A 12,201-nucleotide genomic window follows, 5' to 3' on the forward strand; every position below is an offset into this window, starting at 1 on the left:
CTCAGCCCGCGAGGCTCGTGGCACGCGCGGCCCGGTAGGCCCGCTGCACGGTCGACTGCCCGACCACGCGCGTGCCCTGGTACACGACGAGCGACTGCCCCGCGGCCACGCCGCGCAGCGTCTCGCCCGTGAGCTCGACCTCCATGCCGCCGCCCTGCGCGGGCGCTGCACCGGACGCCTCCTCGGACGCTCCCGCCGCAGGCCCGACGACGGCGCGCACCCGCGCCGGGACCGGCACCCCGTGGGCACGCACCTGGACGGTCGCCTCGAACCAGTCCGACGCGGCCTGGTCCCAGCCCGCGGCGGCGAGGACGTCGTCCGCGAGCCACACCGACCGGTCCCCCACGATCCGGTCGACCGTGAGCAGCTCCGCGGGCCCCACGACGACGCGGTTGGAGACCGGCTCGACCTCGAGCACGTAGCGCGGCTTGCCGTCGGCCGCGGGACGCCCCAGGGCCAGGCCCTTGCGCTGGCCGACCGTGAACGCGTACGCCCCCTCGTGCTCGCCCAGGACCTCGCCCTCGCTGTCGACGATCTCGCCGGTGCGTGCTCCCAGGCGCGACCTCAGGAATCCCTGCGTGTCGCCGTCGGACACGAAGCAGATGTCGTACGAGTCGGGCTTGTTCGAGACGGACAGCCCGCGCCGCTCGGCCTCCTCGCGCACCTCGTCCTTGGACGTGAAGCCACCCAGCGGGAAGATCGAGCGGGCCAGGCGCTCGGGCCCCATGACCGCGAGCACGTACGACTGGTCCTTGGCCTCGTTGGGCGAGCGGTGCAGCTCGCGGACCGTGCGGGTCACGGGCTCGCCGTCGGGCCCGGTCTCCGTGACCTCGCGCGTGACGACCTGCGCGTAGTGGCCCGTCGCGACCGCGTCGAAGCCGAGCGCGGTCGCCTTGTCGAGCAGCGCCTCGAACTTGATGTGCTCGTTGCAGCGCACGCACGGGTTGGGCGTGCGCCCGGCCTCGTACTCGGAGAGGAAGTCCGCGACGACCGTGTCCTCGAAGCGCTCCGAGAGGTCCCACACGTAGTACGGGATGCCCAGGACGTCGGCCGCGCGGCGTGCGTCGCCCGCGTCCTCGATCGAGCAGCACCCGCGCGACCCGGCGCGGAACTGCTCACGGTTGCGGGACAGGGCCATGTGCACGCCGACCACCTCGTGGCCGGCCTCGACGGCCAGTGCGGCCGCGACGGCGGAGTCCACCCCGCCGGACATCGCTGCCAGGACTCTCATGCAGGCCTCCTCGTCGTGCTGGTGGTGGTGCTGCTGACGCCCCGGCTCGTGCCCGCGGAGGACGCGAGACCCGCGGCCTGCGCGCGCGCCACGACCTGGGGCAACGCGTCCAGGAGCCGCTGCACGTCGGCGTGCGTCGAGGTCGCGCCGAGCGAGAACCGCAGCGCACCGCGCGCGTCGTCCTCGGGCACGCCCATCGCGAGCAGGACGTGCGAGGGCTGCGGGACCCCGGCCTGGCACGCCGAACCCGTCGACGTCTGGACGCCGGCCGAGTCCAGCAGGTACAGCAACGAGTCTCCCTCGCAGCCGGGGAACGTGAAGTGGGCGTTGCCGGGCAGCCGCCGCGACGGGTCGACCAGCGGGTCCGGCCCCCGCAGGACCGCGCCGGGGACGGCCGCGCGCACGCCGCGCACCAGCTCGTCGCGCAGCCCGGCCAGGTGCTCGGCGCGCTCGGCGCGCGCCCCGACGGCCTCGGTCACCGCGACCGCGAACGACCGGATGGCCGGGGTGTCGAGCGTGCCCGAGCGCACGCCGCGCTCCTGCCCGCCGCCGTGCAGCACCGGCGTGAGCGGCAGCCCCCGCTTCGCGAGCAGGGCGCCCACGCCCACCGGCCCGCCGAGCTTGTGGCCCGTGAGGGTCAGGGCGTCGAGCCCGCTCGCGGTGAAGTCCACCGGGACCTGGCCCACGGCCTGCACAGCGTCGGAGTGCACGGGGATCCCGTACGGGCGCGCGATCTGCACGACCTCCTGGACCGGCTGGATCGTCCCGACCTCGTTGTTGGCCCACATGACCGAGATCAGCGCGACCTCGTCGCCCTTGGCCGCGAGCTCGGCCCGCAGGGCGTCCAGGTCGAGGCGCCCCTCGTCGTCGACGGGCAGCAGGACGATCTCCGCGCCCGTGTGCTCGGCCATCCAGAACGCCGGGTCGAGCACCGCGTGGTGCTCGACCGCCGAGACGAGGATGCGCCGCCGCCGGGGCTCGGTCGTGCGACGTCCCCAGAACAGGCCCTTGATCGCGAGGTTGTCCGACTCGGTGCCTCCCGCGGTGAAGATCACCTCGCTGGGGCGCGCGCCGAGCGCCGCGGCCACGGCCTCGCGCGACTCCTCGACGACACGGCGCGCTGCCCGTCCCGCCGAGTGCAGCGAGGACGGGTTGCCGGTCGCCGTCAGCTCCGCGACGAACGCTTCGATCGCCGCGGGAGACATGGGGGTCGTCGCGGCGTGGTCGAGGTACGCGCCGGCACCGGGCGCGGCAGGGGTGGAGGTCATGGGGCGATCACAGTCGTCCAGTCTACGAAGGGTTCCTGGGGCTCGCTGTCACACGGTCGCCGAGGGACGTCCCGAGGCCCCTCGGCCGACCTGTGGGACCGCGCTGGACAGCCCAGGAAAACGCGATATCTTGACAGATGCCCGATCGTCCTCGGATCGACGTCCTCGGTTCGTTCCCCGCCGTGGACCGCCCCCGGGACGCCTTCGCGCGGTTCCCCCCTCAGACTCCCCTCCTCACCTTGTGAGAGTGCCACACCCCATGCCCGACGACGCCGCGACCACCACCGTGGTCCGCTCACCGGAGGATCCGCGCGCCCACGCGAGCGACCGGCTGCGCTGGGCGCAGCTCCCCGCCGAGCTGCGCGACGAGATCGAGGCGACCATGAACGCCCGGGTCGTGGAGGAGATCAGCGTCGTGAGCGGCTTCAGCCCGGGCATGGGCTCGCTCGTGCGGCTCTCGACGGGCGACCAGGTCTTCCTCAAGGCGGCCCGCACTCTCGACGCGCCCGAGTGCGCCGACCTGCACCGGGCCGAGGCCAAGATCTCGGTGCGCCTGCCCGCAGCCGTCCCCATGCCGCGCTTCCTGTGGGGTCACGGCGACGGTGACTGGATCGTGCTCGCGTCCGAGGCGATCGACGGCTACCCGCCCCGCGTCCCGTGGGACCCCGCGGTGCTCGGTCGCGTGCTCGAGACCCTCGACGACCTCGCGCGCGTCCCCGGCGCACGCCAGATCCCCCTGCCGCCCGCCGGCCCCCAGCTCGCGTCGGCCGCGATCGGATGGGGCCGCGTCCAGCGCGAGCCGTACCAGCACCTCGAGCACGTCTCGCCCTGGGCAGCACAGCACCTGGACCGGCTCGTCGAGGCCGAGCTGGGCGTGCTCGTCGCGTGCGAGGGCGAGTCGATCGTCCACGGCGACATGCGTGCCGAGAACCTCGCCGTGACCGACGACCAGGTCTACGTCCTCGACTGGCCCTACGCCATGCGCGGGGCGGGCTGGCTCGACCTCGCCCACCTGCTCGTCACGGTCGGCGCCCAGGGCGTCGAGGGCGTGTTCGAGCCCGTCGACGTCGAGGTCCCGTGCGACGGAGGACCACCGGTCGTGCGCTGGGACGACGCCGAGCGCGCCGGAGCCTGGCTCACGGCCGTGTTCGACGACCACCCGCTGGGCGCCGAGGTGCACCCCGAGGACCTGCGCTCGATCGTCGGCGGGTTCGCAGGATTCTCCCTGGACACCGCCCGTCGCCCCGCTCCCCCGGGCCGGCCGTGCCTCCCGGACCGCTCCCTGGGCCGGGCGCTCGCGGGTCTCGCCTGGCTCGAGCACCTCGGACTCTGACCCGCTCCAGGGACCTCGCACCGGCGCGACCCCGCCCCCGCGACCCGCAGCACCCCCGGGCGCACGCACGCCCCGGCAGGCGAGCCTGCCGGGGCGTGCGTCGTTCGTGCGGGTGGTCAGCCCTTGTGCTCGCGGATGACCTTCGCCGCCTGCGGCAGCACCTCGGCGAGGTCGCCGACGACCGCGAAGTCCGCGATCTCGAACAGCGGGCAGTCGGAGTCGTTGTTGACCGCGACGATGACCTGCGAGGCCTGCATGCCACCACGGTGGTGCGGAGCCCCCGAGATGCCCGCACCGATATACAGGCGGGGCGCGATCGTCACGCCGGTCTGGCCGATGAACGTGTCGAACCAGCCCTCGTAGACCGCGTCGCGGGTTGCGCCCACGGCCGCGCCGAGCGCGTCCGCGAGCTCCTCGATCGGAGCGAAGTCACCGTCGGTGCCGCGCCCGCCGGCCACGACCGACGCGGCCTCGGCCAGGCTCGGGCGCCCGCCCTCGACGACCGGCTTCTCCTCGCGCGAGACGACCGTGACCCGCGTGGCCGACGCCGGGACCTCGACGGGGAACCCGATGACCTCGGTCGCGACCGAGGACTCGGCAGGCTCCGGCACGACCGAGTTGGCGCGGACCGTGAAGACCGCGACGTCCGTCGAGACCTCGCACGCGGTGTCCCACGAGCCTGCGAAGACCCGCTTGTAGCCCACCGCCTTGCCGTCCTCGGCACGGACCGCGGCGGCGTCGATCACGAGGCCCGCACCGAGCTCGTACGCGAGGCGCGCGGCGGCCTCCTTGTTGGGGAAGGTCGCCGAGAGCAGCACGACGTCGGCGTTCGCGCGGCGCACCGCGGTCGCGAGCGTCTGCGAGACGACGGCCGTCAGGTGCTCGGCGCCGGGACTCAGGGACGTGGGCAGCTCGGCCTGGAGGACCGTGTCGACGCCGTAGGCGCCGAGCTGGGCGAGCGTCGTGACGCTCGGGCTGCCGAGCGTCACCGCCTTGGGTCGCCCGAGGCTGCGGGCGATGGTGAGGAGCTCGAGGGCCGCGGAGCGCAGCTGCGTCTCCGGGGAGTCGAGCAGGACGAGGACGTTGGTGGTCACGGTGTTCCCTCTCAGACCAGCTCGTTGCGGATGAGGAACTCGGCCAGTGCACGGCCGCCCTCGCCCTTGTCGACGACGACCTCGACCTCGGGGCGCGGCGGGCGCGGCGTGGCGCTGAGGATGTGCGTGCGCGCACCGGCGTCGCCCACCGTTGCGGGGTCGATGCCCAGGTCCGCGAGGCTCCAGACCTCGATGGGCTGGGTGCGCGCGGCCATGATGAGCTTGAAGTTCGGGAAGCGCGGCCAGTTCGCGTGGTCCGTCACCGAGACCACCGCGGGCAGCGGTGCAGAGAGCACCTCGAGCGCGTCGTCGAGCTCGCGCGTGACCTGAGCGGTCCGTGCGTCGGCGTCGACCTCGAGCTTGCCCGCGAGCGTGAGCTGCGGCAGGTCGAGCTCGGCCGCGAGCAGCACCGGGACGACGGACCCCAGCCCGTCGAGCGCGGCCATGCCCGTGACGACCAGGTCGACCGGGCCCTCCTCCTCGAGCTTGCGGATCGCGGCGGCCAGCGTGCTGACGGTGCCGAAGTAGTCCGAGCCCGCGAGCGCCTCGTCGCTCACGCGCACCCCGCGTCCGACGCCCATCTGGTACGCCTTGCGGATCGCGGTGTCGGACTCGGGGCCTGCCATGGTCAGGACGACGACCTCGGAGGACGACTGCTCGTCCTCGGGCAGCGACTCGACGATCTTCAGGGCGGCCTCGATCGCGTTCTCGTCGAGCTCGTTGAGCGTCCCCTCCTCCGACGAGCGCACGACGCGGCCCTCGTCGAATCGACGGTCGGCGTGGATATCGGGAACATACTTGACGGCGACGACGATCCTCATCGTGATGAGCTCCGTGGGTGGGCGACGGTGGACCCGGGACGAACCCGCACGCCAGGTCCCCTCGCGAGGACGCGGCACAGTCGAAACCCTACCGGGCAGCGCGCCGGCGCCGGGTGAGATCTTGCGCACGACCACGTGGTGAGCACGAACCGTCCACGACCGGGCCGCACAATGGAGGGGTGCAAGCGCTTGCCCCCACCCCCCGCCCCCGCCCCTCGCACGGCCCGGTCCCGCCGCTCGGCGTGCACCTCGCAGGAGACGGCGTCGACGTCGCCGTGCTCGCGTCGCACGCGAGCGCCGTCGACCTCTGCCTGCTCGACGTCTCCCCCGACGGTGAGATCCACGAGCGGCGCGTCGCGCTCGACGGGCCGAGCTACGGCGTCTGGCACGGTCGTGTGCCCGGCGTGCGCGAGGGGCAGCGCTACGGCTTCCGCGCCCACGGTCCCTGGGATCCCGCCGCAGGTCTCCGGTACAACCCCGCGAAGCTGCTCCTCGACCCGTACGCGCGCGGGCTCGTGGGCGAGCTCGACGAGGACCCCTCGACGCGCGGGCACGTGACCGAGCGCGACGCCTCGGGAGCGCTCGTCGGCGACCCGGGCGGTCCGGCCGACCCGCGCAACTCCGCGGCCCACGTGCCGCACTCAATCGTCGTGGCCCCGCGCACGAACCACCCGCCCGTGCGCCGGCCGCAGGTCCCGTGGGCCGACACCGTGCTGTACGAGGCGCACGTGCGCGGCCTGACCATGCAGCTCGAGGCCGTGCCCGAGCCGCTGCGCGGCACCTACGCGGGGCTCGCTCACCCGGCCACGATCGCGCACCTCCGGGACCTGGGTGTCACGACGATCGAGCTCCTGCCGATCCACGCGTTCCTGTCGGAGCCGCACCTCGTGGCCAAGGGCCTGACCAACTACTGGGGCTACTCGACGGCCGGGTTCTTCGCCCCGCACGCGCCGTACGCGACGCGGGCCGCGCAGGAGGCCGGGCCGGGCGCCGTGGTCGACGAGGTCCGCGGCATGGTCCACCTGCTGCACGAGGCCGGGATCGAGGTCGTGCTCGACGTGGTCCACAACCACACGTGCGAGGGCGGGGTCGACGGGCCCCACCTGTCGTGGCGCGGCCTCGACAACCCCGTGCACTACCTGCACGACGGCGCGACCCCGGCCCGGCTGGCCGACGTCACCGGGACGGGCAACAGCCTCGACTTCCGGCGCGCCCGCGTGGTCCAGGCGACGCTCGACTCGCTGCGCTACTGGGCCCAGGAGATCGGGGTCGACGGCTTCCGGTTCGACCTCGCGGTGACCCTCGGTCGCGGGCCGAGCGGGTTCGACCCCGACCACCCGTTCCTCGTCGCGCTCCAGACCGACCCCGTGCTGAACGGGCTCAAGCTCATCGCCGAACCGTGGGACGTGGGCCCTGGTGGGTGGCGGACCGGGCAGTTCCCCGCCCCGATGGCCGAGTGGAACGACCGCTTCCGCGGCGCCGTGCGCCAGTTCTGGCTCGCCGACCCCCGTGAGGCCTCGCACGGGCGCCAGGGCCAGGGCGTGCGCGAGCTCGCGACCCGCCTGGCCGGGTCGGCAGACCTGTTCGGGCACAGCGACCCGCCGCTCATGCGCGGGCCGGTCGCGTCGATCAACTTCGTGACGGCCCACGACGGCTTCACGCTCGCCGACCTCGTCGCCTACGAGCACAAGCACAACGAGGCCAACGGCGAGGGCAACCGGGACGGCAGCGACGACAACCGGTCCTGGAACCACGGCATCGAGGGACGGCTGCAGGACGAGGAGGCCGTGCTCGAGCACGGGGGGTTCGAGCCCGGGCTCGTGATCGCTCCCCTGCGGCGACGCTCGATCCGCAACCTCATGGCCACGCAGATCCTGGCCGCGGGCAGCCCCATGCTCACGGCGGGCGACGAGATGGGCCGCACGCAGCGGGGCAACAACAACGCCTACTGCCAGGACGGGCCGCTGTCCTGGGTGAGCTGGGACCTGTCGCCGTGGCGCAAGGACCTGCTCGCGACCACGACGCACCTGCTCGCCCTGCGCCGCGAGCACGCCGCGCTGCGCAGCGACGCGTTCTTCCACGGCAGGCCGCGTCATGCCGCCGAGGACGCTGTCCCGGACCTCGCGTGGTTCGACTCCGCCGGGCGTCCTCTCGACCACGACGCCTGGCACGACCCCGGGTTCCGGGTCCTGCAGATGCTGCGCACGGGCCCGGACGAGGGCGACCGGGACGTGCTCGTCGTGGTCAACGGTGCGCTCGACACGGTCGAGGTCACGCTCGCCGAGGTGCCGGGACGCGGCGGGGCTGCGGGCTGCGCCTGGGAGCTCGCGTGGGACTCCGACTGGGAGCACCCCACCGAGGGCGAGCACGGGGGCGAGGGCACCGAGGGCGCCTCCGCCGACCAGGACCCCGCTGGCAGGACCGGCGCGCAGCCCGTCCTGCTCGAGCCCCTCAGCATGCAGGTCTACCTCTCCGCTCCGCAGCGCTGAGGTAGAGGTCCGGCGTCGGGGTAGAGGTCCCGAGACCTCTACCCCGACGCCGGACCTCTACCTCGCGAGGGGACACGGGGTCTAGTCTCTGCGCATGAGTGACAACGACGTCAGCATCCCCGACCCGACCGCAGCCCGCCCCGCCCGCGGGAGCGCTACCAGCCCCGGAGCTGCCGACTCCGCCGAGGTCATCGTCGTCGGTGCGGGCCTGTCCGGGCTCGTCGCCGCGACCGAGCTCACCGCGGCGGGCCGTCACGTGATCCTCCTCGACCAGGAGCCCGCCGCGAGCCTGGGCGGGCAGGCCTTCTGGTCCTTCGGCGGTCTGTTCCTGGTCGACTCGCCCGAGCAGCGCCGCATGGGGGTCAAGGACACCCCCGACCTCGCCCTCGACGACTGGCTCGGCTCGGCGCAGTTCGCGCCGGGCGCGGCGGAGGGCACCGGGCCGGACCGCTGGGGCTACGCCTGGGCCAGAGGGTTCGTGGACTTCGCGGCGGGGGACATGCGCTCGTGGCTGCACGACAAGGGCGTGCGATGGTTCCCGCTCGTCCAGTGGGCCGAGCGGGGCGGCTACCCCGCGGGTGGCCACGGCAACAGCGTGCCCCGGTTCCACGTCACCTGGGGCACCGGTCCCGGCATCCTCGAGCCCTTCGTCCGGGCGGCGCTCGACGCCAGGGAGGCCGGTCTGCTCGACATCCGCTTCCGGCACCGCGTCACCGAGCTCGTCGTCACCGACGGCGCCGTCACGGGGGTGCGGGCAGAGATCCTGGCCGACGACCCGGTCGAGCGAGGCGTGCCCTCGGTGCGCGACGTCGTGGGCGAGGTCGAGCTGTCGGCGAGCGCCGTCGTCGTCTCCTCCGGGGGGATCGGCGCGAACCACGACCTGGTCCGCGCGAACTGGCCCGCGGGCGCGGGCGTCCTGCCCGAGCGCATGCTCTCGGGCGTCCCCGACTCGACCGACGGCCTGATGCTCGGCGTCACGCGCGACGCGGGCGCGGCCCTGGTCCACGAGGACCGCATGTGGCACTACCCCGAGGGCATCGCGAACCACTCGCCCGTGTGGACCCACCACGGCATCCGCATCCTGCCCGGACCCTCGTCGCTGTGGGTCGACGCGCACGGACACCGGCTGCCCGCCCCGCTCTTCCCCGGGTTCGACGCCCTGGGCTCGCTCCAGCACGTCACGGGCCGCGCCGACGACCACTCCTGGTTCGTGCTCAACAAGGCCATCATGGAGAGCGAGTTCGCGCTGTCGGGCTCGGAGCAGAACCCCGACCTCACCGGCCGGAGCGTGCGGCTGCTGGCACAGCGGGTGCTGCCCGGGGCGGTCGGTCCCGTGGCCAGGTTCGCCGCCGAGTCGCCCGAGTTCGTGTGGGGCGCGAACCCGACCGAGCTCGCCGCCGGGATGAACGCCCTGACGGCTGCGACCCCCGGGTCGCAGGGGCACATCGACGCGACCGAGCTCGAACGGCTGGTCCGGCTGCGTGACGACCAGGTGCGCTCGGGGCTCGGCAAGGACCACCAGGTCGTGGCGACGGCGATGGCCCGCAAGTTCTTCGTCGACCGCGTCATCCGCGTGTCCCCGCCGCGCCCGCTCACGACGCCCAAGGACGGGCCCATGCTCGCGGTCCGGCTCTCGGTCCTGACCCGCAAGACGCTCGGCGGGCTGCACACCGACACCGACGGCCGCGTGCTGCGCCCTGACGGCTCGGTCTTCGAGGGCCTGTACGCCGCCGGCGAGGCCGCGGGGTTCGGGGGCGGCGGCGTGCACGGTCACCGGGCGCTCGAGGGGACGTTCCTCGGCGGGTGTCTCTTCTCGGGACGGACCGTGGGGCGCGCGCTCGCACGGAGCCTGTAGGTCCGGGGACCGGGGCGGCCGCACGCCTGGAGACGGAGGACCGCTCCCGTCACCAGTCCGCGGGCATCTGCACCGGGTCGTCCGGGCTCACGCGCGACGCGCGGAGCCCGGGCACCTCGAGCAGCGCCGCGACGAGCTCCTCGCTGCCCCCGAGGTCAGTGGACACGGTGTCGAGCTCGGTGCACACGAACCACGACCGGTCGTCCGGCCACCACAAGGTGGGCGACTGGTGGAGCGACGCGAAGGCGGCGGCCTGCGCGAGCGGGCCGTGCCACAGGTGGTAGCCGCGGTACGGCAGCTCGAGCATCGGTGCCGCAGGCCGCTCGACCTGGTGCGCGGCCCGCAGCGCTCGCACCCGGGCCTCGGCCTGCGCCTGCGCGAGCGCGAACGAGGACCCCGGCGCGTCCCCCTCACCCACGTCGTCGATCCCGAACGAGAGCAGGGCGAACGACGTCGAGTCCTCGGGACGGGTCGCGTGGTCGTACAGCCACCCGTACCCGGTCCACAGCGCGAAGTGGCACACCTGGTCGCCCGTGAACGGCGCGAGGGCGTCGAGCAGCAGGTCCATCTGCTCGGGTCCGGTCCGCTCGCTCCGTCCCAGGTAGAGCGACCCGATCCCTTCGTCCTCCTCGGCCCACGCGGGCACGTCAGGGATGCGCGCACAGGCGGCATAGCCCGACGGGACGCACGCCCCCACGGTCCCCCTCTCCCCCAGAAGGGGCCCGATCCAGGCCCCGGCCGACGCGTCGCCGTCCCACGCGACCCCACCGAAGGGCGGGGGAAGGTCGGGGAGGTGAGCGGCGTCGTCGGGCATGAGGCGAACGTAGCCGCGGCGAGGGCGCCCGGCCAGCGGACCGCCCTGCCGGTACGCTCCCGGCATGAACCTGCCCGACGGCGCCGCTCCCCCCGGTCCCCCGGCCGGCGGTCCGGGCCTGGAGCAGCTCGACGCCGCAGGCTGCGAACGCGTCCTGCGACGCAACGGCCTGCCCCTGCTGCTCGAGGACCACTCGGCGCGCCGTGACGTGTTCGGGCGCTCGGCGCCCTTCCTCGTGGTCGTGCTGCTGCTCGAGCTCACGGGCGCCCTGAACGGCGGGTGGACCTGGTGGGCCAACCTGCTCGCCGTGGCCGGGGGCGCGGTGCTGATCGCCGCGGCCTACGCGGGGCTCAACGTCCTGCGCGGGCGGCACTGGTCGACCCTGCCGCAGGACGTCGGCGGTCCCGAGCTCGCGTTCTTCGTGCTCGTGCCCGCCGTGCTGCCCGCGGTGTTCGGGGGTGCGTGGGGCGCCGCGCTCGTCACGGCCGGCGGCAACCTGCTGCTCCTGGGGCTCGTGTGGGTCGTGGTCGCGTACGGTGTCGGCTCGTCGCTGTGGTGGGGGCTCGCACGGATCGTCGACGAGCTCGGGGCGTCGCTGATGCGGCTCGTGCGGCTCCTGCCGCTGCTCATGGTGTTCTCGCTCGTCCTGTTCTACAACGCCGAGGTGTGGCAGGTCTTCAGCCGGACGGGCGGGGCTGCGGGGGTGATCCTGGGGACGTTCTTCGCCGGGCTCGTCGTGCTGTTCGTGGGGCTGCGCCTGCCGACCGAGGCGCGGAACGCGCTGCGCACGGCCGCCGACGGGGTGCCGGGCGCCTCGGACCTCCCGCCGCTGACCCGCAGCCAGCGGTTCAACGTGGCCGCGATGATCGGCCTCTCCCAGCTTCTGCAGGTGCTCGTGGTCAGTGCCGGGATGGGCATCTTCTTCGTCGCGCTCGGGACGCTGACCGTGACGCCCGAGGTCATGGACCTGTGGGGCATCGACGGGCAGCGCGTGCTCCTGACGTTCGACCTGTCGGGGAGCCCGCTCGTGGTCACGCAGACCCTCGTGCGGGTGTCGGTCGTGATCGCGACGTTCACCGGTCTGTACTACGCCATCTCGGTCCAGGTCGACGCGGTGTACCGCGAGGAGTTCGTCGAGGGGATCGGGGAGCAGCTGCGCGAGGTCCTCGCGACGAGGGTGCGGTACCTGAGGCTGCTGAAAGGTGCGACCACGTCTGACGTCGAGGTACAGGGCTGACGTCGTGGTACAGGCCTGTCGTCGAAGTAGAACGTACTGCGCGAGGTAGAACGCGCTGC

At 73.8% G+C, this 12,201-nt stretch carries 9 protein-coding genes; 4 read left to right on the top strand and 5 right to left on the bottom strand.

The genetic code is table 11. The features are described from left to right. Position 1: 1 nt before the first annotated feature. Together mnmA and H9641_RS00175 are read right to left on the bottom strand one after the other, a co-directional pair. Positions 2 to 1,231, bottom strand: coding sequence for a tRNA 2-thiouridine(34) synthase MnmA (gene mnmA / locus H9641_RS00170; RefSeq protein WP_191799923.1), 1,230 nt, complete (start codon positions 1,229 to 1,231; stop codon positions 2 to 4). Then, entirely contained in the window at positions 1,228 to 2,499 is a 1,272-nt protein-coding gene (locus H9641_RS00175; protein WP_191799925.1) for a cysteine desulfurase family protein, read from the bottom strand. The genes mnmA and H9641_RS00175 overlap by 4 nt, the downstream gene beginning before the upstream one ends. A 259-nt stretch (positions 2,500 to 2,758) precedes the next feature. Between H9641_RS00175 and H9641_RS00180 the strand changes: the two genes are divergently transcribed. Continuing rightward, positions 2,759 to 3,832 (top strand): phosphotransferase, encoded by a 1,074-nt coding sequence (locus tag H9641_RS00180; protein ID WP_191799928.1) that lies wholly within the window; start codon positions 2,759 to 2,761, stop codon positions 3,830 to 3,832. 116 nt (positions 3,833 to 3,948) lie between these two features. Here H9641_RS00180 and H9641_RS00185 read toward each other — a convergent pair whose 3' ends face one another. Together H9641_RS00185 and H9641_RS00190 are read right to left on the bottom strand one after the other, a co-directional pair. Then, positions 3,949 to 4,926, bottom strand: a complete 978-nt coding sequence (locus H9641_RS00185; RefSeq protein ID WP_318244290.1) for an electron transfer flavoprotein subunit alpha/FixB family protein — start codon at positions 4,924 to 4,926, stop codon at positions 3,949 to 3,951. 11 nt (positions 4,927 to 4,937) lie between these two features. Further along, positions 4,938 to 5,747 carry an electron transfer flavoprotein subunit beta/FixA family protein gene (locus H9641_RS00190; RefSeq protein WP_191799930.1) on the bottom strand — a complete coding sequence of 270 codons (810 nt, stop codon included), beginning with the start codon at positions 5,745 to 5,747 and terminating at the stop codon, positions 4,938 to 4,940. A 179-nt stretch (positions 5,748 to 5,926) separates the two neighbouring features. Here H9641_RS00190 and glgX point away from each other — a divergent pair, with 179 nt between their 5' ends. Both glgX and H9641_RS00200 read left to right on the top strand, forming a co-directional pair. Further along, positions 5,927 to 8,236 carry a glycogen debranching protein GlgX gene (glgX, locus tag H9641_RS00195; protein WP_191799932.1) on the top strand — a complete coding sequence of 770 codons (2,310 nt, stop codon included), beginning with the start codon at positions 5,927 to 5,929 and terminating at the stop codon, positions 8,234 to 8,236. Positions 8,237 to 8,330: 94 nt separating this feature from the next. Next, entirely contained in the window at positions 8,331 to 10,091 is a 1,761-nt protein-coding gene (locus H9641_RS00200; protein WP_191799934.1) for an FAD-binding dehydrogenase, read from the top strand. Positions 10,092 to 10,140: 49 nt separating this feature from the next. On the opposite strand, the gene H9641_RS00205 is transcribed toward H9641_RS00200, so the two are convergent. After that, positions 10,141 to 10,905 (bottom strand): hypothetical protein, encoded by a 765-nt coding sequence (locus H9641_RS00205; RefSeq protein WP_191799936.1) that lies wholly within the window; start codon positions 10,903 to 10,905, stop codon positions 10,141 to 10,143. A gap of 64 nt (positions 10,906 to 10,969) precedes the next feature. Here H9641_RS00205 and H9641_RS00210 point away from each other — a divergent pair, with 64 nt between their 5' ends. After that, positions 10,970 to 12,142: a hypothetical protein gene (locus H9641_RS00210; RefSeq protein WP_191799938.1), complete on the top strand. Its 1,173-nt coding sequence runs from the start codon at positions 10,970 to 10,972 to the stop codon at positions 12,140 to 12,142. Positions 12,143 to 12,201: the final 59 nt, after the last annotated feature.

The organism is Oerskovia merdavium (genome assembly GCF_014836755.1).
Classification (GTDB): Bacteria; Actinomycetota; Actinomycetes; order Actinomycetales; family Cellulomonadaceae; genus Oerskovia; species Oerskovia merdavium.

Coding starts and splice junctions, on each gene's coding strand:
- mnmA (WP_191799923.1), bottom strand. CDS start 1,231: ATGAGAGTCCTGGCAGCGATGTCCGGCGGGGTGGACTCCGCCGTCGCG.
- H9641_RS00175 (WP_191799925.1), bottom strand. CDS start 2,499: ATGACCTCCACCCCTGCCGCGCCCGGTGCCGGCGCGTACCTCGACCAC.
- H9641_RS00180 (WP_191799928.1), top strand. CDS start 2,759: ATGCCCGACGACGCCGCGACCACCACCGTGGTCCGCTCACCGGAGGAT.
- H9641_RS00190 (WP_191799930.1), bottom strand. CDS start 5,747: ATGAGGATCGTCGTCGCCGTCAAGTATGTTCCCGATATCCACGCCGAC.
- H9641_RS00200 (WP_191799934.1), top strand. CDS start 8,331: ATGAGTGACAACGACGTCAGCATCCCCGACCCGACCGCAGCCCGCCCC.
- H9641_RS00205 (WP_191799936.1), bottom strand. CDS start 10,905: ATGCCCGACGACGCCGCTCACCTCCCCGACCTTCCCCCGCCCTTCGGT.
- H9641_RS00210 (WP_191799938.1), top strand. CDS start 10,970: ATGAACCTGCCCGACGGCGCCGCTCCCCCCGGTCCCCCGGCCGGCGGT.